Raw genomic sequence first — 20,196 nt, 5'->3', positions numbered from 1 at the left:
CCTGTTTATGCGCCGTTTTTCAGAGACTCAAGGTACTCCCAGCGCTCAAATGCTTCTTCCAGAGCTTTTTCAGCTGCGGACAATTCGGCCAGGACTTTTTGAGTATAGTCGTGCGATTGGGTGAAGAAGGATGCATCGGCAACCTGCGCTTGCAGCGCCTCCAGCGCGGCCTCCAGCTCCTCAAGACGCTGAGGCAAACCCTCCAGTTCGCGCTGCAGGTTATAGCTTAGTTTAGCCGAGGTTTTCTTGACAGTTTCTGCTTTTGTTACAACAGGTTCAGTCGTTGTTTTAGACTTCGCCTGTTTTTGCGCCAGCGACTGTGCCTGCTGCCCTTTCGCGTCGTGGTAGCCACCCACATATTGACCAATCCGCCCTTCGCCTTCGAAGATCCAGCATTCGGTCACGGTGTTGTCAACGAATTGACGGTCGTGGCTCACCAGCATCACAGTGCCCTGATAACCATCGATCAGCTCTTCCAGCAGTTCGAGCGTTTCGACATCCAGGTCGTTGGTTGGTTCATCGAGAATCAACAGGTTGCTTGGTTTCAGGAATAACCGCGCCAGCAGAAGACGGTTTCGCTCACCGCCAGACAGCGCACGCACCGGGGTCATCGCCCGTTTAGGGTGGAACAGGAAGTCCTGGAGATAGCCCAGCACATGGCGCGGCTTACCGTTTACCATGACCTCCTGCTTACCTTCGGCAAGGTTATCCATCACCGTTCTGTCCGGATCCAGCTCCGCGCGGTGCTGGTCAAAATAGGCCACTTCCAGTTTGGTACCGCAGTGAATTCGGCCACTATCCGCCTGCAACTGGCCCAGCATCAGCTTCAGCAGCGTGGTTTTACCGCAGCCATTGGGGCCAATCAGGGCGATTTTATCCCCGCGCTGAACCTGAGCGGAGAAGTCTTTCACCAGCACTTTCCCGTCAACCTGGTAGTTAACGTTTTCCATCTCGAAGACGATCTTCCCGGAACGGGAGGCCTCTTCTACCTGCATTTTGGCGCTGCCCATCACTTCGCGACGTTCGCTGCGTTCACGACGCATCGCTTTCAGGGCACGAACGCGGCCTTCGTTGCGGGTACGGCGGGCTTTGATACCCTGACGGATCCACACCTCTTCCTGCGCCAGTTTGCGGTCGAATTCGGCGTTTTGCAGCTCTTCCACGCGCAGGTTTTCTTCTTTTTCCAGCAGATAAGTATCGTAATCGCCGGGATAAGTGACCAGCTTGCCACGATCGAGATCGACAATGCGCGTCGCCATATTGCGAATGAAGGAACGGTCGTGGGAGATGAAGATAATGGTACCGCTGAAAGTTTTCAGGAACCCTTCAAGCCAGTCGATCGCTTCAATGTCCAGGTGGTTGGTTGGTTCATCCAGCAGCAGCACCTTCGGCCCGCTGACCAGCGCGCGGCCCAGTGCCGCCTTACGCAACCAGCCACCAGATAGCGCAGACAGCTGCATATCCGGCTCCAGGCCCAGCTGAGCCAGCACCTCGTTAATACGGTTCTCCAGCTGCCACAGGCCGTGATGATCGAGCATCTCCTGAACTTTCGCCAGTTCGTTAAGATTTTTGTCGCTCGGGTCGGTCATCACCAGATGAGAAATCTCGTGATAGCGCTTCAGGTATTCAGCCTGCTCCGAAATCCCTTCCGCTACGAAATCGTACACGCTCCCGGTGACATGACGCGGCGGATCCTGCTGCAGGCGGGAGACAATCAGATCCTGCTCGTAAACAATACGCCCGTCATCCAGACCCTGCTCGCGGTTGAGGATTTTCATCAGCGTGGATTTACCCGCGCCGTTACGGCCCACCAGACAGACGCGTTCGTTGTCTTCGATGTGCAGTTCAGCATTGTCGAGAAGCGGTGAGTCGCTGAAGGAGAGCCACGCACCGTGCATACTAATTAAAGACATTTATTTTTCCTTTCAGGCCGCGGTGATAAGCCAGCAGTTATGGATCTGACGATTACGGGCAAAGTCCTGAGACAGCGTTTTTTGGCTGATTTCTTGTGCTTTCAGTCCCAGAGCGGCCAGGCCGTCGTGATCCATGCGGAAACCGCGTTTGTTATTCGAGAACATAATCGTGCCGCCTTTACGCAGGAGGCGCTTCAGGTCGGTCATCAGGCGCAGGTGATCGCGTTGTACATCAAAGCTATCCTCCATACGCTTGGAGTTGGAGAACGTTGGCGGATCGATGAAGATCAGATCGAACTGTTCATCGGTGTCACGCAGCCAGCCCAGGACATCGGCCTGCATCAGACGATGCTGGCGTCCGGTCAGGCCATTGAGACGCAGGTTGCGCTCCGCCCACTCCAGATAGGTGCGCGACATATCCACCGTAGTGGTGCTGCGCGCGCCGCCCAGGCCCGCATGCACGCTGGCGCTACCGGTGTAGGAAAACAGGTTAAGGAAGTCCTTACCTTTGCTCATCTGGCCCAGCATACGACGGGCAATGCGGTGGTCGAGGAACAGCCCGGTATCGAGGTAATCCGTCAGGTTAACCCACAGGCGAGCGTTGTATTCGCCCACTTCAATAAAGTCGCCCTTCTCACCCATCTTCTGATACTGGTTTTTCCCTTTCTGACGCTCGCGGGTTTTCAGCACCAGTTTGTTTGGCGCGATGCCAAGCACGGCAATCGTCGCTGCGATCACGTCCAGCATGCGCTGGCGCGCTTTTTGCGCATCAATGGTTTTTGGTGGGGCATATTCCTGAATCACCACCCAGTCTGCATAGCGGTCAACCGCCACGTTGTACTCCGGCAGATCGGCGTCATACAGGCGATAGCATTCAATGCCTTCCTGTTTGGCCCATTTTTCAAATTTCTTCAGGTTCTTGCGCAGACGGTTAGCGTAATCTTCCGCCACGCCCGACGGTTTGCTGTCCGCCGCTTTCTCTGCCAGATGGTAGTTTTTCTGCACACAGTCCAGCGGGCCATTCTTCGCCTTAAACTGGCGATCGGCACGCAGCTGCAGACAGCTCAGCAGTTCTGGTGAAGCGCTAAACAGGGAGAGATTCCAGCCGCCAAAGTAGTCTTTCATATTGCGGCCCAGCAGGCTGTGCAGGGCAATCAACGCCGGTTCGCTATCCAGACGCTCGCCGTATGGCGGGTTGCTGATAACGGTACCGTAGGGGCCTTTCGGCAGCGGGTTGGTCAGGTTCGCGACATCTTTCACTTCAAAGGTCACCAGCTCACCGATACCTGCGCGACGGGCATTGCTGCGCGCACGTTCAATGACGCGCGGGTCGCTGTCAGAGCCATAGAAATGCGAGGTATACTCCGCCAGGCCTTTACGCGCACGGGCCTGCGCTTCGGCTTTGACCTCTTTCCAGAGTGCTTCATCGTGCTGCGCCCAGCCGCTAAAGCCCCAGTGGCCGCGATGCAGGCCGGGAGCGCGGTCGGTGGCCAGCATCGCGGCTTCAATCAGCAGCGTACCGGAACCACACATTGGGTCGAGCAGCGGCGTGCCCGGCAGCCAGCCGGAGCGCATCACGATGGCGGCGGCCAGCGTTTCTTTGATGGGCGCCATACCGGTGCGATCGCGGTAGCCACGCAGATGCAGAGCTGCCCCGCTCAGATCCAGAGAGATGCTGGCGGTATCGCCATTGAGCCAGACGTTAATGCGCAGATCCGGGTTTTCACGATCGACGTTTGGTCGTTCTTTGTTTTTACGGGTAAAGCAGTCCACGATGGCATCTTTCACACGCAGCGCGCCGTACTGGCTGTTGCGGATCTCATCGTTTACACCGTTAAAATGCACCGCGAAGGTCGCGTCTGGCGTGAAGATCTCTGTCCAGTCGATCATCTGTACGCCGGTATAGAGATCAAGATCGCTGTAGACCTTGCACTCTTTCATCGGCAGCATGATGCGTGACGCCAGGCGGCTCCACATCAGGCTCTGGTAAATAAGCCGTGTGTCGCCCTCAAAATGGACACCACCCTGAACCACCTGGCACTCTTGCGCGCCCAGGGCTTCCAGTTCAGTTTTTAACAGCTCTTCCAGCCCACGGGCCGTACTGGCAAACAGAGAATTCATATCGTCACTTTTACTCTAAGAAAATTGTCGCGCATTATAGCTAATATGACGTGTATGTCATAAAGTTGAAGGCTTATTTTCATTCGAGGGACTGTGCACAGTGGCGACGTTATCCAGGCTTTTTATTCATCCGGTGAAATCCATGCGCGGTATCGGCGTTTCTCACGCCCTGGCTGACATCAGTGGATTTGCCTTCGATCGTATTTTTATGGTCACCGAGCCTGACGGTACGTTCATTACTGCACGCCAGTTCCCGCAGATGGTGCGCTTTACGCCTTCGCCGCTGCATGACGGCCTGCACCTCACCGCCCCGGATGGCTCAAGCGTGGTGATTCGCTTTGCTGATTTTGCGCCTGTCGATGCGCCAACGGAAGTGTGGGGCAATCATTTTACCGCTCGCATCGCTCCGGACGAGATTAACCGCTGGCTGAGCGGCTTCTTCTCCCGCGAGGTACAGCTGCGCTGGGTGGGTCCGGCGCTGACGCGACGCGTCAAGCGCCACGACGCGGTTCCCCTCTCGTTTGCCGATGGTTTCCCGTTCCTGTTAACCAGCGAAGCCTCGCTGCGTGACCTGCAGCGTCGCTGTAAGGCCAGCGTGCAGATGGAGCAATTTCGCCCGAATCTGGTGGTGACCGGTACGGAAGCCTGGGAGGAAGATACCTGGAAAGTCATCCGCATCGGCAGCGTCATTTTTGATGTCGTGAAGCCGTGCAGCCGCTGCATTTTCACCACCGTAAGTCCGGAGAAAGGCCTGAAGCATCCTTCCAGCGAACCGCTGAAAACCCTGCAATCATTCCGTACCGCGCAGGATAATGGCGACGTGGATTTCGGCCAGAATCTTATTCCACGCTCAAGCGGAGTGATCCGCGTGGGTGACGAGGTGGAAATTCTCACCCGTGGGCCTGCGCGCGTGTACGGTGCGGGTCAGGAAGAAGAAACGGTAGACGTTGAGACGCAAGCCAGTTCCGCAGTGGATATTCACTGGCAGGGCCGCGTTATACGGGGTAACAATCAGCAGGTGATACTTGAGCAGCTGGAGCAAGCCGGGATCCGTATCCCGTATTCCTGTCGGGCGGGTATCTGTGGTTGCTGTCGAATCAAGCTGGTCGGGGGCGATGTCAGTGCGCTGAAGAAATCCGCAATCGGTGATGACGGGACGATCCTGTGCTGTAGCTGTATTCCAAAAACGTCGATACAGCTGGAAGCTTAAACCGCCTGTTCCAGGCTGAACGAATCCACGCGCAGCTGCGGTTTCAGCCTGTCATTCATGACCTTAATGGCATCCCCGAGTTGCATCGTCCGCCCGGCAATGGTCACGCCGGGCTGAGCCAGCAGACAAAGCGCGGCATTTTCGCCAGGTTCCACCACCAGTAAACTCACCTCTTCTGCGGTATCGCTCAGATTGACGCTGGCCGCATCGCCCGTGGACGGCGTCCAGTTCATATCATGCGGCAGAAAATGCCAGCTTTTCGGCATTTGCGGTTTCAGAAAACGAATCGCCACCAGCGCGTTTAATATCAGTTCGGCACGCTGTTCTTTTGAGAGCAGCAGGTCACGGCATTTCTCTTCAAAGGAGAAATAAAGCGCAGCATCGTCTACACAAAAGCCAGACGGGGAGAAAGCGTCCGGGGTTAACATTCGACGCGCAAAACGAGAACGGAACAACATGCCATTGGCTAAATCGAGCATCATTCGGTCATGCTCTTCACAAAAATACCAGCGCCAGTTATCGTCAGGTTTAATTCGCATGTGTCTCTCCCGTACCCAAACGTCCTGTACTAAAAATGTCCCATTCGCCGCTTCGTTTATAACACCATTAATAAAAGACTATAATGTCTAAATAAGCAACAGTGACGGAATATAAAACAACCAGGGCTGGAAATAAAGCCCTGGTTGTCTAATTAAGAGAAAAGATTAGATATGAGTAACGATTTCTTTTATGAGCGGCGGGCCTTTAAAAATAAAGCCGGAATAGATTTGCACCAGTGAGGCGCCCGCAGCCATCTTCTCGCGCGCAGCAATCACCGAATCGATACCACCGACACCGATTATTGGCAGACGACCTTTTAATTCGGCGGAGAGCGCACGAATAATTTCCGTACTTTTTAATTGTACCGGACGTCCACTTAACCCACCCGCTTCGTCACAGTTTTTCATTCCCTGGACGAGGGAGCGATCGAGCGTCGTATTGGTCGCAATCACACCATCAATATTATGGCGAACTAAGCTGTCGGCAACCTGGATCAATTCTTCAGCAGAAAGATCCGGTGCGATCTTAACCGCCACCGGAACATATTTATGATGGATCGCCTGCAGCTCATTTTGTTTATTTTTAATGGCGCTGAGAAGATCGTCCAGCGCTTCACCATATTGCAGAGAACGTAGCCCCGGGGTATTCGGCGATGAAATATTCACGGCGATATAACCGGCATAGGCGTAGACTTTTTCCATACAAATCAGGTAGTCATCTTTACCCTGTTCAACCGGCGTGTCTTTATTTTTGCCAATATTGATGCCTAATACACCATCAAAATGGGCTTTTTTAACGTTTTCTACGAGATGATCCACGCCGAGGTTATTAAAGCCCATGCGGTTGATCAGCCCCTCGGCTTCGACCAGGCGGAACAAACGCGGCTTATCATTACCCGGCTGTGGACGCGGCGTTACGGTACCGATTTCGATGGAACCAAAGCCCATCGCGCCCAGGGCATCAATGCACTCGCCATTTTTATCCAGACCTGCCGCCAGACCCAGCGGGTTTTTAAAGGTCAGACCCATGCACTGCACAGGTTTTTCCGGCACGTTCTGACGCACCAGCGCGGCCAGCGGCGTTCCCGTAATACGGCGTAATTGCTGGAATGTAAATTCATGAGCGCGCTCAGGGTCGAGCTGGAAAAGGGCTTTACGAACGAAGGGGTAGTACATGAACTCTCCTGGATTCCCGGTGTGCAAACCGGGAGGGGATTATGTGCGATCCTGCCCGGAAAGGGAATTGACCTGCGGCAAAAAAATCAGCGTAAAACGCAAACGTTTACTTCCCCGTACACTTCTTATGCGCTTTTTCGCATTTTAATTGCGGATAAATCATTTAGTGGAATAACCACGCAGTGTCACACTCCTGAAAATTGTTATGAATGTTAGATAAAAGCAAACAATTAGTTATAAGGAGCACACATGCGCGTCATCACCCTGGCCGGAAGTCCACGTTTCCCTTCTCGTTCCAGCGCCCTGCTGGAATATGCCCGCGAAAGGCTTAATGCTCTGGATGTGGAAGTGTGCCACTGGAATCTGCACAACTTTGAACCTGAGGATCTGCTCTACGCGCGCTTTGACAGTCCGGCATTGAAAACCCTGATTGAACAGCTAAAAAGTGCTGACGGGCTTATCGTCGCGACCCCGATTTATAAAGCCTCATTTTCCGGCGCACTGAAAACCTTGCTCGATCTGCTGCCTGAACGTGCACTCGATGGAAAAGTGGTGTTGCCGCTGGCTACGGGCGGTACGGTTGCGCATTTACTGGCCGTGGATTACGCCCTGAAGCCGGTACTGAACGCGTTGAAGGCGCAGGAGATCCTGCACGGCGTTTTTGCCGATGACTCGCAGGTTATCGATTACCAGCACAAACCGCATTTCACCCCGAATCTGCAAACCCGGCTCGACACTGCGCTGGAGACATTCTGGCATGCCCTGCACCGTCGCGATATTCAGGTACCTGCGTTTGGACAGCCACAAGGAGTCGCACATGTTTAAAACACTTACCCGTATCAGCCTGGCTGGTCTGCTCACACTCTCGTCCCTGACCCATGCAGCAGAGACGGCACCTGACAGTTTGCGCATTGGTTACCAGAAAGGCAGCGTCAGTATGGTGCTGGCAAAAAGCCACCAGCTTCTGGAAAAACGCTTCCCACAGACCAAATTCTCCTGGGTGGAATTTCCTGCCGGGCCACAAATGCTGGAGGCGCTGAACGTTGGAAGCATTGATTTAGGCAGTACTGGCGATATTCCACCGATCTTTGCGCAGGCGGCCGGGGCCGATCTGGTCTACGTTGGCGTTGAGCCACCCAAGCCCAAAGCCGAGGTGATTCTGGTGCCGGAAAATAGCGCCATTAAAAATGTCGCCGAACTTAAAGGTCACAAAGTCGCATTCCAGAAAGGTTCCAGCTCGCACAACCTGCTACTCCGCGCCCTGCAGGAGGCCGGGCTAAAGTTCACCGATATTCAACCCGTCTATCTGACCCCTGCTGATGCCCGCGCCGCCTTCCAGCAAGGCAATGTCGACGCGTGGGCTATCTGGGATCCTTACTACTCCGCGGCATTACTTCAGGGCGGCGTACGGGTATTGAAAGATGGCACAACCCTGAAACAGACCGGTTCGTTCTACCTTGCAGCCCGTCCGTATGCAGAGAAAAACGGTGCCTTTGTTCAGGAGGTCCTGAATACCTTTACCGAGGCCGATACCCTGACGCAAAGCCAGCGCCCGGAGAGCATCACCCTGCTGGCGAAAACCATGGGCTTACCGGAGGCGGTGATCGCGAGCTACCTCAACCACCGTCCACCCACCACCATTATCCCGGTGGACGCGCATGTTGCAGCCCTGCAACAACAGACTGCCGACCTCTTTTATCAAAACCGCTTAGTACCAAAACAGGTGAACATTCGCGAACGCATCTGGCAACCCGCAGCCAAAGAAGGAGCCAAATCATGAGTCTGAATCTTTTCTGGTTTTTACCCACCCACGGTGATGGACACTATCTTGGTACCGAAGAGGGGTCGCGCCCGGTTGACCACGGCTATCTGCAGCAGATTGCGCAGGCGGCAGACCGAATCGGTTTCACCGGCGTGCTGATCCCCACCGGACGCTCGTGCGAAGACGCCTGGCTGGTCGCCGCGTCGATGATCCCGGTCACCCAGCGCCTGAAATTCCTTGTGGCATTACGTCCGAGCGTGGTTTCCCCGACCGTTGCCGCGCGTCAGGCGGCAACGCTCGACAGGCTCTCCAACGGACGCGCGCTGTTTAACCTGGTCACCGGCAGCGATCCGCAGGAACTGGCCGGTGACGGCGTGTTCCTCGATCATACGGAACGCTATGAGGCCTCCGCCGAGTTTACCCGCGTCTGGCGACGTCTGCTTGAGGGGGGAACGGTCACCTTCGATGGCAAGCATATTCATATTCGCGACGCGAAACTCTACTTTCCTCCGGTACAGCAGCCGCGTCCACCGCTCTACTTCGGTGGATCGTCGGATGTGGCACAGGATCTGGCGGCAGAACAGGTCGATCTCTATCTGACCTGGGGGGAGCCACCTGAACTGGTGAAAGAGAAAATTGCCCAGGTGCGGGCCAAAGCCGCCGCCCACGGCCGCAAGGTGCGCTTTGGTATTCGCCTGCACGTGATTGTGCGTGAAACCAACGAAGAGGCCTGGCAGGCCGCTGACCGGCTGATCTCGCATCTGGACGATGAGACCATCGCCAAAGCGCAGGCGGCGTTTGCGAAAACCGACTCCGTTGGACAGCACCGGATGGCTTCGTTACATAACGGCAAACGCGAGAATCTGGAGATCAGCCCCAATCTCTGGGCGGGTGTCGGCCTGGTACGCGGTGGTGCAGGTACTGCGCTGGTGGGTGACGGCCCGACCGTCGCGGCGCGTATCAACGAATATGCCGAGCTGGGTATCGACAGCTTTATCCTCTCGGGCTATCCGCATCTTGAGGAGGCATACAAAGTGGGAGAACTGCTGTTCCCGCATCTGGATGTCGCTATCCCGGACATTCCGCAGCCCCGCCAGCTGCAGCTTCAGGGCGAAGCCGTGGCCAACGAGTTTATTCCGCGAAAAGTCGCGCAAAGCTAAGGAGTGGCTATGTCTCTCACCTCACAAAAATGGCTGTTGCGCGCCGCCCCATGGTTTTTACCTGTCGGCATTGTCCTTATCTGGCAACTGGCCTCCTCCACCGGCTGGCTGTCGAGCCGTATCCTGCCCTCTCCGGAGGGCGTGATCGAAGCCTTCTGGTCGCTGAGTGCCAGCGGCGAGCTGTGGCAGCACCTGGCCATTAGCTCCTGGCGCGCGGTGATTGGGTTTTCCATCGGCGGGAGCATCGGCCTGACGCTGGGGTTGATCAGCGGCCTGTCCCGCTGGGGGGAACGGTTGCTGGATACCTCCATTCAGATGCTGCGCAACGTACCGCATCTGGCGCTGATCCCCCTGGTCATTCTGTGGTTTGGTATTGATGAGAGCGCCAAAATTTTCCTCGTGGCGCTGGGCACGCTGTTCCCGATTTACATCAATACCTGGCATGGGATCCGCAATATCGATCGCGGGCTGGTTGAGATGGCACGCAGCTACGGATTATCAGGATTTGCCCTGTTTATCCACGTGCTGCTGCCGGGCGCCCTGCCCTCCATTATGGTTGGCGTTCGCTTTGCGCTCGGCCTGATGTGGCTGACGCTGATCGTCGCGGAGACCATTTCAGCCAACTCCGGCATTGGCTATCTGGCAATGAACGCCCGCGAATTCCTGCAAACGGACGTGGTGGTGGTCGCCATTATCCTTTATGCCCTGCTGGGCAAACTTGCTGACGTCAGTGCCCAGTGGCTGGAACGCAGCTGGCTGCGCTGGAACCCGGCCTATTTCTCTCAGGAGGCGAAAGCATGAATACCGCCCGACTCACTCAGGGGACACCGCTGTTACTTAACGGCGTCACGAAACGCTACGGCGACAAAACCATTCTTAACGCCCTGGATCTGCATATCCCCGCCGGACAATTTGTGGCCGTTGTCGGCCGCAGCGGCGGCGGCAAGAGTACGCTGCTGCGCCTGTTAGCCGGACTGGAAGCGCCGAATGGAGGGGAGATTCTGGCAGGGACAACGCCGCTGGCCAATATTCAGGATGATACTCGCATGATGTTTCAGGATGCGCGCCTGCTGCCCTGGAAAACGGTGATGGATAACGTCGGGCTGGGGCTGAAAGGTCACTGGCGGGAGGAGGCGCGTCAGGCACTGGCCGCCGTCGGGCTGGAGGATCGCGCCGGTGACTGGCCTGCGGCCCTCTCAGGCGGGCAAAAACAGCGCGTAGCGCTGGCGCGGGCGTTGATACATCGTCCAGGCCTGCTGCTGCTCGATGAGCCGCTCGGGGCACTTGATGCCCTGACGCGGATTGAAATGCAGGATTTAATTGCCTCGCTCTGGCAGGAGCACGGTTTTACGGTCCTGCTGGTGACGCACGACGTGAGCGAAGCCGTCGCCATGGCCGACCGGGTGCTGTTAATAGAAGAGGGAAAAATTGGTCTGGATCTGACGGTAGATATTCCACGCCCTCGCCGTGTGGGATCGGCCAGACTGGCAGAGCTGGAAGCGGAGGTGCTGGAGCGAGTGATGAGGCGCGGTGTGAATGAGCGCGCGTTGATTAAAGCTAATGCCTGATGCCCTCACCCCGGCCCTCTCCCACAGGGAGAGGGAGGGTTAAGCTTTCTATCAGGCCAGCGCCTTCGAAATCTTCTCGTACAGATCGCCAGAGAGATTTTCCAGCCCTTTAAGCTGCTCAAGCGCGGCACGCATCTTCGCCTGGCGCTGCGTATCGTAGCGTTTCAGGCGGATCAGCGGCTCAATCAGACGTGATGCCACCTGCGGGTTGCGGCTGTTCAGCTCGGTCAGCATTTCCACCATGAACTGATAACCGCTGCCGTCTTCCGCGTGGAACGCAGCCGGGTTGCTGCTGGCAAACGCGCCAATCAGGGAGCGGACGCGGTTCGGGTTGCTCATGGTAAAGGAGCGATGCTTCAGCAGGCTGCGCACGTTGCTGAGCGCATCGGCTGCCGGACTGGTCGCCTGCAGAATGAACCACTTGTCCATAACCAGGCCATCCTGGTGCCACTTGTCGTCATACTCTTGCATCAGCGCATCACGGCACGGTAACTCGGCTGCCACGCTTGCCGCCAGGGCTGCGAGCGCGTCGGTCATATTATCCGCTTCGTGATACTGCTTACTCACCAGCGTGTTCGCCAGGTCTGTTTCACCAAAGGCCAGGTAGCGCAGACAGGTATTGCGCAGGGAACGTTTACCAATATCGCCATGTTCCACGCGGTACGCATCCAGCTTGTTGGCGTTGTAGATCGCCAGGAACTCATCCGCCAGTTCGGCCGCCAGCGTGCGGGTCAGCGCTTCACGCACAGCCACGATGGCAATAGGATCGATGGTCTCGAACAGCTCGGCGATTTCGGTCGCGGACGGCAACGTCAGGATTTCAGCCGCGAGGGCCGGATCAATCTGTTCATCCAGCAGAACCGCACGGAACGCGTCGGCCACGTGAACCGGCAGCGACAGCGGCTGGCCCTGCTGATGACGATTAACGTTCAGCTTGATGTATGTCGCGAGCAGGCTTTGAGCGGCATCCCAGCGGGAGAAATCGTTGCGCGCGTGACGCATCAGGAACGTCAGCTGCTGATCGCTCCACTTATACTCCAGCTTCACTGGAGCAGAGAATTCACACAGCAGCGCAGGCACCGGCTGGAAATAGACGTTATCGAAGATAAAGGTCTGCTCTGCCTGGGTCACGTTCAGCACGTGGTGTACCGGGTGGCCACCCTTCTGCAGCGGGATCACTTTGCCTTCGTTATCATACAGTTCAATGCTGAACGGGATGTGCAGCGGATATTTTTCTTCCTGCTCAGCCGTTGGCGGCGTGCGTTGGCTGATGGTCAGGGTGTACTGCTCGGTCTCCGGATTGTAATCGTCTTTAACGGTGACAATCGGCGTACCGGCCTGGCTGTACCAGCGGCGGAAGTGAGAGAGATCCACATTCGACGCATCTTCCATTGCCTGCACAAAATCATCGCAGGTGGCGGCGCTACCGTCGTGACGCTCGAAATAGAGCTGCATCCCTTTCTGGAAGTTCTCCTCGCCCAGCAGGGTGTGGATCATACGGATAATTTCCGCCCCTTTTTCATACACCGTCAGGGTGTAGAAGTTATTCATCTCGATGACTTTGTCCGGACGAATTGGGTGCGCCATCGGACTGGCATCTTCCGCGAACTGCAACCCACGCATGGTGCGCACGTTGTTGATGCGGTTAACCGCACGCGAGCCCAGATCGGAGCTGAACTCCTGGTCACGGAAGACGGTCAGACCTTCTTTCAGGCTCAGCTGGAACCAGTCGCGGCAGGTGACACGGTTACCGGTCCAGTTATGGAAATACTCGTGGCCAATAACGCGCTCGATATCGAGGTAGTCTTTATCGGTGGCGGTATCGGTACGGGCCAGCACGTATTTGGAGTTAAAGATGTTGAGACCTTTGTTCTCCATCGCCCCCATGTTGAAGAAGTCGACGGCGACAATCATATAGATGTCGAGATCGTATTCCAGACCAAAACGCTCTTCGTCCCATTTCATGGAGTTGATGAGCGAGGTCATCGCCCATGGCGCGCGATCGAGGTTGCCACGGTCAACGAACAGTTCCAGCGCCACTTCGCGGCCAGAACGGGTTTTGAAGGTGTCGCGTAAGACGTCGAAATCACCCGCCACCAGCGCAAACAGGTAGCATGGTTTTGGGAACGGATCCTGCCACTGTACCCAGTGACGGCCGTTTTCCAGCTCACCCTCACCCACGCGGTTACCGTTAGAGAGCAGGAAAGGATAAAGCGTTTTATCCGCGATGATTTTGGTGGTAAAGCGCGCCAGCACGTCCGGACGGTCAAGATACCAGGTGATGTGGCGGAAACCTTCCGCTTCACACTGGGTGCACAGCGCCACGCCAGACTGGTAGAGCCCTTCCAGCGCCGTATTGGCGGCAGGGCTGATTTCATTCACGATGCGCAGCGTAAAGCGTTCCGGCAGGTTATCGATCACCAGCTGGTTGTCTTCTTCTTTATAGTCAGTCCAGGCTGCATCATTAATATGCAGGGAGACCAGCGTCAGGTCTTCACCATCCAGACGCAGCGGCACTGCCGTCGCGCTCTGGCGCGTCACCTGGCTTACCGCCGTCACAACGGTTTTAGTGGCATCCAGGTCAAAAGTCAGATCGATATCGCTAATCAGGTAATCCGGCGCACGATAGTCGTGGCGGTATTTGGCTTGTGGCTGTTGTGTCATAGAAAACCTTATGCATCGTTTGTCGAATAACGATTCCAGTCTATTCCTGTTGTGTAGATCGCGCTATGCAGAATGTTCATCTTTTCAGGTACAAACACCCTTTTTGCTACATTTGTATAACACGGGGCACAAAATGCCCTCGACCATAAAGAGCGCTTATGTTGTGATCGGGGTTCAATAAATCACTAAACAAGGTATACTCCGGAGTTGTTTATTGTACTAAACGCTCCTGTGAGAGGATGCTACTGCGCACCTATGACTCGATTCGCTTCTCCTGTTCTGCATACATTGCTGGATACCGACGCGTATAAACTGCACATGCAGCAAGCCGTTTTCCACCATTACTATGATGTTGATGTTGCGGCGGAATTCCGCTGCCGTGGCGACGACTTGCTCGGTATCTACGCAGATTCCATTCGTGAACAGGTCGATGCTATGCAGCATCTGACGTTGCAGGACGACGAATACCAGTGGCTTTCCGGCCTGCCTTTCTTTAAAGCGGACTATCTGAACTGGCTGCGCGACTTCCGTTATAAGCCAGAGCAGGTCACCGTCACGAATGATAACGGCAAGCTGGATATTCGCCTTGAAGGCCCATGGCGTGAAGTGATCATGTGGGAAGTTCCGTTGCTGGCTGTGATCAGCGAGCTGGCTCACCGCTACCGTTCGCCGGAAACCGGGGTGACTCAGGCACTGGCCGCGCTGGAAAACAAACTCGCAGGGTTTGCCACCCTGACGGATGGGTTGGATATGTCCCGCTTCCGTCTTATGGACTTTGGCACGCGTCGCCGTTTCTCCCGCGACGTTCAGCAGGCCATTGTTCAGCGTCTGCAGCAAGAGTCGTGGTTCGTGGGCACCAGTAATTACGATCTGGCACGTCGTCTGAACCTGACACCCATGGGTACCCAGGCGCATGAATGGTTCCAGGCGCATCAGCAGATCAGTCCAGATCTGGCCAACAGCCAACGCGCCGCACTGGCCGCGTGGCTTGACGAGTATCCGAATCAACTCGGCATCGCCCTGACCGACTGTATCACGATGGATGCGTTCCTGCGTGATTTCGGCCCTGAGTTCGCTGAGCGTTACCAGGGGTTACGTCATGACTCCGGGGATCCGGTTGAATGGGGTGAGAAGGCGATAGCGCATTACGAAAAACTCAGCATCGACCCGATGAGCAAGGTGCTGGTCTTCTCCGACAACCTCGATCTCGCGAAAGCGGTTGAACTCTATCGCCATTTCAGTACCCGAGTGAACCTGAGCTTCGGGATTGGCACCCGTTTAACCTGCGACATCCCTCAGGTAAAACCGCTGAATATCGTGATAAAACTGGTGGAATGTAACGGCAAGCCGGTAGCCAAGCTCTCCGATAGCCCGGGTAAAACCATCTGTCATGATAAAGCGTTTGTCCGCGCGTTACGCAAAGCTTTCGATCTCCCTCAGGTCAAAAAAGCCAGTTAAGCGCTTAAGGGAGCCAAATGGCTCCCTACTTCTTATTTATTTCTTAATTCTTCTCTTTTGACTGCGAAATTTACTTGTCTGATAGCGGATGGCAGGTAACATAGATATCCCCCCATTTGGGTGGACAAGTGTTTATTTTTTCCGACTATTAACAGAGAGAATATTATGAGCGTTGTGCCTGTAGCCGACGTACTCCAGGGCCGTGTCGCCGTTGACCAGGAAGTCACCGTGCGCGGATGGGTGCGTACCCGCCGAGATTCTAAAGCTGGCATCTCCTTCCTTGCCGTCTATGACGGTTCCTGCTTTGATCCTGTACAGGCCGTCATTAATAATTCTCTGCCCAATTACAATGATGACGTTCTGCACCTGACAACCGGTTGTTCCGTAATTGTTACCGGCGTGGTTGTCGCATCACCGGGTCAGGGTCAGAGTTTCGAAATTCAGGCCACTGCCGTTGAAGTAACTGGCTGGGTTGAAGATCCTGATACCTACCCGATGGCCGCAAAACGTCACAGCATCGAATATCTGCGTGAAGTGGCTCACCTGCGTCCACGCACCAACCTGATTGGTGCGGTGGCACGTGTCCGCCACACGCTGGCGCAGGCACTGCATCGCTTCTTCGATGAGCAGGGTTATTTCTGGGTATCTACCCCGCTGATCACCGCCTCCGATACCGAAGGCGCTGGCGAGATGTTCCGCGTTTCTACGCTGGATCTGGAAAACCTGCCGCGCACGCCAGAAGGTAAAGTGGACTTTGACAAAGACTTCTTTGGTAAAGAAGCCTTCCTGACGGTATCTGGCCAGCTCAACGGCGAAACCTACGCCTGTGCGCTGTCTAAAATCTATACCTTCGGCCCAACCTTCCGAGCGGAAAACTCCAACACCAGCCGTCACCTGGCAGAATTCTGGATGCTGGAGCCTGAAGTGGCTTTCGCAGATCTGAACGATGTCGCTGGCCTGGCGGAAGCCATGCTCAAGTACGTCTTCAAAGCGGTACTGGAAGAACGTGCTGATGACATGAAATTCTTCGCTGAGCGTGTCGATAACGAAGCGATTGCACGTCTGGAGCGCTTTGTTTCCTCCGACTTTGCCCAGGTGGATTACACCGATGCGGTCGCTATTCTCGAGAAATGCGGTGAGAAGTTTGAGAACCCGGTTTACTGGGGCGTGGATCTCTCTTCCGAGCATGAGCGTTACCTGGCTGAGAAGCACTTTAAAGCACCGGTTGTTGTGAAAAACTACCCGAAAGACATTAAGGCGTTCTATATGCGCCTTAACGAAGACGGTAAAACCGTTGCCGCAATGGACGTACTGGCACCGGGCATTGGTGAAATTATCGGTGGCTCCCAGCGTGAAGAGCGTCTGGACGTGCTGGATGCGCGCATGCAAGAGATGGGGCTCAATCCGGCGGATTACAGCTGGTATCGCGATCTGCGCCGTTACGGTACTGTGCCACACTCAGGCTTTGGTCTGGGCTTCGAACGTCTGATCGCCTACGTCACAGGTGTTCAGAACGTACGTGACGTTATTCCGTTCCCACGTACGCCGCGTAATGCCAGCTTCTAAGTAACCAAAATCATAATGGCCAGCATTTGCTGGCCATTATTTTATTCTGCTCTGTCAATTTTCGTCAGCGTAAAGTAAGCACCTTTCAACTTTGACCCCGTCACAACCACTAGTTGTTACGTTTTGTTTCCACGAAATATCTACGAACAAAAAATAAACCCTATTCTTATTGCGATTATTTAATCCTCAAGCAATAGCACAAATTTCAACCAAAATCACAGCCATCCAGAAGTCCCTTTTGGGTCATAAGAAAAAATGAGTCGTTGAAGGTGCGCGTATACGAATTGCCTTTATCTAAATTAATTATAAGGAATTCATATATATAGTAATCTGCCTGCCGTTTAATTCGCCAGGTCTTTCTGAAATTTGAGGTGGTTCACAAAGTTCCGAAAAATACACATTTAGTTACATATAATTTCTTTTTGTTACTCAATCTTGAAAACTGTAGCACTTTCAGGCTAGCGAAACGCTTCTATGAATGGAAAGATGCCTGACAGATACATAAAGACACCAAACTCTCATCAATAGTTCCGGAAATATTTATTGACGGAATTTATTGGCGGCAGTGGCGAGTGTCATAAAAAAACCAATGAGGGTAATAAATAATGATGAAGCGCAATATTCTGGCAGTGGTAGTCCCTGCCCTGCTGGTAGCCGGTGCAGCTAACGCTGCAGAAATCTATAACAAAGACGGCAACAAACTGGATCTGTACGGGAAAGCAGTTGGCCTGCATTACTTCTCTGATAATGACGGCAACGATGGCGACAAAACTTATGCTCGTCTGGGCTTCAAAGGCGAAACCAAAATCAACGACCAGATGACCGGCTATGGTCAGTGGGAATATAACTTCCAGGGTAACAACTCTGAAGGCGCTGATGCTCAGTCAGGTAACAAAACCCGTCTGGCATTCGCAGGCCTGAAATTCGGTGACGCAGGTTCCTTCGACTACGGTCGTAACTATGGCCTGGTTTATGATGCAATCGGTATCACCGATATGCTGCCTGAGTTCGGTGGTGACACCGGCGTGAGCGATAACTTCTTCTCTGGTCGTACCGGTGGTCTGGCGACTTACCGTAACAGCGGCTTCTTCGGCCTGGTTGATGGTCTGAACTTTGGCGTTCAGTACCTGGGCAAAAATGAGCGTACCGATGCGTTGCGTTCCAACGGTGACGGCTGGGCAACCTCTCTGAGCTATGATTTCGATGGCTTCGGTATCGTCGGTGCTTACGGCGCGGCTGACCGCACCAATGCCCAGCAGAATCTGCAATGGGGTAAAGGCGATAAAGCTGAGCAGTGGGCAACCGGTCTGAAATATGACGCGAACAACATCTACCTGGCAGCACTGTACGGTGAGATGCGTAACGCGGCTCGTCTGGACAATGGTTTCGCTAACAAAACTCAGGACTTCTCTGTTGTAGCTCAGTATCAGTTCGACTTCGGTCTGCGTCCATCCATCGCTTACTACAAATCTAAAGCGAAAGACGTAGAAGGCATCGGTGACGAAGACTACATCAACTACATCGACATCGGCGCGACTTACTACTTCAACAAAAACATGTCCACCTATGTTGACTACCAGATCAACCAGTTGAAAGACGACAACAAGCTGGGCATCAACAACGATGATACCGTTGCTGTAGGTCTGGTTTACCAGTTCTAATCAGTACACCACTTTGTTATATGCTTAATGAACAGGGCTTCGGCCCTGTTTTTTTATGCCTGACAGAAAATAATGGCGACTTTTGAAAAGCCGCACGCTTTTCGTCGCAAACGGTTGGCATTTTGTAAATCTACCGTTAACCTGATAGCGGATTTCACTTCTGTAATCACAATGGAACTTCGTCATGTTTGAGAACATTACCGCCGCTCCTGCCGACCCTATTCTGGGCCTGGCCGATCTGTTTCGTGCCGACGACCGCCCTGGCAAAATCAACCTGGGTATTGGTGTATATAAAGATGAAACCGGCAAAACCCCAGTACTGACCAGCGTAAAAAAAGCTGAGCAGTATCTGCTGGAAAATGAAACCACCAAGAATTACCTCGGTATTGATGGTATCCCTGAGTTTGGTCGTTGCACGCAGGAGCTGCTGTTCGGTAAAGGTAGTACAATTGTGAGCGACAAACGCGCGCGCACAGCACAAACGCCTGGCGGTACCGGCGCACTGCGCGTGGCGGCGGATTTCCTTGCAAAAAATACCGCTGTTAAGCGCGTATGGGTAAGCAACCCAAGCTGGCCGAACCATAAGAGCGTCTTTAACTCTGCGGGTCTGGAAGTGCGCGAATATGCCTACTACGACGCCGCAAACCATGCTCTGGACTTCGACGGTCTGCTGGCGAGCCTGAGTGAAGCCCAGGCGGGCGACGTGGTACTGTTCCACGGCTGCTGCCACAACCCAACCGGCATTGATCCGACGCTTGAACAGTGGGAACAGCTGGCAAAACTGTCAGTCGATAAAGGCTGGCTGCCGCTGTTTGACTTCGCTTACCAGGGCTTCGCCCGTGGTCTGGAAGAAGACGCTGAAGGTCTGCGCGCTTTCGCAGCCGTCCATCAGGAGCTGATCGTTGCTAGCTCCTACTCCAAGAACTTTGGCCTGTACAATGAGCGTGTTGGTGCCTGTACGCTGGTCGCAGCAAACGAAGAGACTGCCGATCGTGCGTTCAGCCAGATGAAATCAGTTATCCGCGCTAACTACTCTAACCCACCAGCACACGGTGCTTCTGTCGTTGCCACCATCCTGAGCAACGATGCGCTCCGCGCGATTTGGGAACAAGAGCTCAACGATATGCGTCAGCGTATTCAGCGCATGCGCCTGCTGTTTGTGAACACCCTGGCAGAGAAAGGTGCAGACCGTGATTTCAGCTTTATTACTAAGCAGAACGGTATGTTCTCTTTCAGTGGCCTGACCAAAGAACAGGTTCTGCGTCTGCGTGAAGAGTTTGGCGTGTACGCCGTGGCCTCTGGCCGCGTGAACGTTGCAGGTATGACCCCTGACAACATGGCGCCACTGTGCGAAGCAATCGTCGCCGTACTGTAATGTAATTAGCGCCCACAAAAAAG

General features: G+C 54.5%; 15 protein-coding genes. 10 read left to right on the top strand and 5 right to left on the bottom strand.

Annotated elements, in window-relative coordinates; translation table 11 throughout:
• Positions 1-5: 5 nt before the first annotated feature.
• Entirely contained in the window at positions 6-1,913 is a 1,908-nt protein-coding gene (locus tag AC2FAK_RS13190) for an ABC transporter ATP-binding protein (protein WP_029883226.1), read from the bottom strand.
• Positions 1,914-1,925: 12 nt separating this feature from the next.
• Positions 1,926-4,034 carry a bifunctional 23S rRNA (guanine(2069)-N(7))-methyltransferase RlmK/23S rRNA (guanine(2445)-N(2))-methyltransferase RlmL gene (gene rlmKL / locus AC2FAK_RS13185; RefSeq protein WP_485453295.1) on the bottom strand — a complete coding sequence of 703 codons (2,109 nt, stop codon included), beginning with the start codon at positions 4,032-4,034 and terminating at the stop codon, positions 1,926-1,928.
• A 100-nt stretch (positions 4,035-4,134) separates the two neighbouring features.
• Between rlmKL and AC2FAK_RS13180 the strand changes: the two genes are divergently transcribed.
• Positions 4,135-5,244 carry a YcbX family protein gene (locus AC2FAK_RS13180; protein ID WP_095455499.1) on the top strand — a complete coding sequence of 370 codons (1,110 nt, stop codon included), beginning with the start codon at positions 4,135-4,137 and terminating at the stop codon, positions 5,242-5,244.
• On the opposite strand, the gene zapC is transcribed toward AC2FAK_RS13180, so the two are convergent.
• Positions 5,241-5,783, bottom strand: a complete 543-nt coding sequence (gene zapC / locus AC2FAK_RS13175) for a cell division protein ZapC (RefSeq protein ID WP_020689696.1) — start codon at positions 5,781-5,783, stop codon at positions 5,241-5,243. The genes AC2FAK_RS13180 and zapC overlap by 4 nt on opposite strands.
• Positions 5,784-5,948: 165 nt before the next feature.
• Complete coding sequence (gene pyrD / locus AC2FAK_RS13170; protein WP_013097269.1) at positions 5,949-6,959, bottom strand: quinone-dependent dihydroorotate dehydrogenase; 1,011 nt, start codon at positions 6,957-6,959, stop codon at positions 5,949-5,951.
• A gap of 249 nt (positions 6,960-7,208) precedes the next feature.
• Here pyrD and ssuE point away from each other — a divergent pair, with 249 nt between their 5' ends.
• The 5 genes from ssuE to ssuB are packed head-to-tail and all read left to right on the top strand — an operon-like array spanning position 7,209 to position 11,449.
• Complete coding sequence (gene ssuE / locus AC2FAK_RS13165; protein ID WP_038419038.1) at positions 7,209-7,784, top strand: NADPH-dependent FMN reductase; 576 nt, start codon at positions 7,209-7,211, stop codon at positions 7,782-7,784.
• A complete protein-coding gene (locus AC2FAK_RS13160; protein WP_023619891.1) occupies positions 7,777-8,739 on the top strand; it encodes a sulfonate ABC transporter substrate-binding protein in 963 nt (320 codons plus the stop codon). Before ssuE ends, AC2FAK_RS13160 begins: the two co-directional genes overlap by 8 nt.
• Complete coding sequence (gene ssuD / locus AC2FAK_RS13155; RefSeq protein ID WP_095455498.1) at positions 8,736-9,881, top strand: FMNH2-dependent alkanesulfonate monooxygenase; 1,146 nt, start codon at positions 8,736-8,738, stop codon at positions 9,879-9,881. The genes AC2FAK_RS13160 and ssuD overlap by 4 nt, the downstream gene beginning before the upstream one ends.
• Before the next feature lie 9 nt (positions 9,882-9,890).
• On the top strand, positions 9,891-10,682 hold the full coding sequence (gene ssuC / locus AC2FAK_RS13150) for an aliphatic sulfonate ABC transporter permease SsuC (RefSeq protein WP_058680326.1): 792 nt from the start codon (positions 9,891-9,893) through the stop codon (positions 10,680-10,682).
• A complete protein-coding gene (ssuB, locus tag AC2FAK_RS13145; protein WP_058680325.1) occupies positions 10,679-11,449 on the top strand; it encodes an aliphatic sulfonates ABC transporter ATP-binding protein in 771 nt (256 codons plus the stop codon). Before ssuC ends, ssuB begins: the two co-directional genes overlap by 4 nt.
• Before the next feature lie 51 nt (positions 11,450-11,500).
• Here ssuB and pepN read toward each other — a convergent pair whose 3' ends face one another.
• Entirely contained in the window at positions 11,501-14,113 is a 2,613-nt protein-coding gene (pepN, locus tag AC2FAK_RS13140) for an aminopeptidase N (RefSeq protein ID WP_038981301.1), read from the bottom strand.
• Positions 14,114-14,368: 255 nt separating this feature from the next.
• Here pepN and pncB point away from each other — a divergent pair, with 255 nt between their 5' ends.
• The 4 genes from pncB (at position 14,369) to AC2FAK_RS13120 (ending at position 20,173) form a co-directional block, all read left to right on the top strand.
• Positions 14,369-15,571: a nicotinate phosphoribosyltransferase gene (gene pncB, locus AC2FAK_RS13135; RefSeq protein WP_058680324.1), complete on the top strand. Its 1,203-nt coding sequence runs from the start codon at positions 14,369-14,371 to the stop codon at positions 15,569-15,571.
• Positions 15,572-15,736: 165 nt separating this feature from the next.
• Positions 15,737-17,137 carry an asparagine--tRNA ligase gene (gene asnS, locus AC2FAK_RS13130; RefSeq protein ID WP_058680323.1) on the top strand — a complete coding sequence of 467 codons (1,401 nt, stop codon included), beginning with the start codon at positions 15,737-15,739 and terminating at the stop codon, positions 17,135-17,137.
• A 605-nt stretch (positions 17,138-17,742) separates the two neighbouring features.
• Positions 17,743-18,798, top strand: coding sequence for a porin OmpF (ompF, locus tag AC2FAK_RS13125; protein WP_095455497.1), 1,056 nt, complete (start codon positions 17,743-17,745; stop codon positions 18,796-18,798).
• Between the two features lie 184 nt (positions 18,799-18,982).
• The gene (locus AC2FAK_RS13120) at positions 18,983-20,173 is read left to right on the top strand and encodes an amino acid aminotransferase (protein WP_058680322.1); all 1,191 of its coding nucleotides are present in this window, start codon (positions 18,983-18,985) and stop codon (positions 20,171-20,173) included.
• Positions 20,174-20,196 lie beyond the last annotated feature (23 nt).

It is taken from the genome of Enterobacter cloacae complex sp. 394F7 (genome assembly GCF_057320385.1).
The sequence above is the reverse complement of the archived record's forward strand: the minus strand, read 5'-3'. Positions and strand labels throughout refer to the sequence as shown.

Coding starts and splice junctions, on each gene's coding strand:
- AC2FAK_RS13190 (WP_029883226.1), bottom strand. CDS start 1,913: ATGTCTTTAATTAGTATGCACGGTGCGTGGCTCTCCTTCAGCGACTCA.
- rlmKL (WP_485453295.1), bottom strand. CDS start 4,034: ATGAATTCTCTGTTTGCCAGTACGGCCCGTGGGCTGGAAGAGCTGTTA.
- zapC (WP_020689696.1), bottom strand. CDS start 5,783: ATGCGAATTAAACCTGACGATAACTGGCGCTGGTATTTTTGTGAAGAG.
- pyrD (WP_013097269.1), bottom strand. CDS start 6,959: ATGTACTACCCCTTCGTTCGTAAAGCCCTTTTCCAGCTCGACCCTGAG.
- ssuE (WP_038419038.1), top strand. CDS start 7,209: ATGCGCGTCATCACCCTGGCCGGAAGTCCACGTTTCCCTTCTCGTTCC.
- AC2FAK_RS13160 (WP_023619891.1), top strand. CDS start 7,777: ATGTTTAAAACACTTACCCGTATCAGCCTGGCTGGTCTGCTCACACTC.
- ssuD (WP_095455498.1), top strand. CDS start 8,736: ATGAGTCTGAATCTTTTCTGGTTTTTACCCACCCACGGTGATGGACAC.
- ssuC (WP_058680326.1), top strand. CDS start 9,891: ATGTCTCTCACCTCACAAAAATGGCTGTTGCGCGCCGCCCCATGGTTT.
- ssuB (WP_058680325.1), top strand. CDS start 10,679: ATGAATACCGCCCGACTCACTCAGGGGACACCGCTGTTACTTAACGGC.
- pepN (WP_038981301.1), bottom strand. CDS start 14,113: ATGACACAACAGCCACAAGCCAAATACCGCCACGACTATCGTGCGCCG.
- pncB (WP_058680324.1), top strand. CDS start 14,369: ATGACTCGATTCGCTTCTCCTGTTCTGCATACATTGCTGGATACCGAC.
- asnS (WP_058680323.1), top strand. CDS start 15,737: ATGAGCGTTGTGCCTGTAGCCGACGTACTCCAGGGCCGTGTCGCCGTT.
- ompF (WP_095455497.1), top strand. CDS start 17,743: ATGATGAAGCGCAATATTCTGGCAGTGGTAGTCCCTGCCCTGCTGGTA.
- AC2FAK_RS13120 (WP_058680322.1), top strand. CDS start 18,983: ATGTTTGAGAACATTACCGCCGCTCCTGCCGACCCTATTCTGGGCCTG.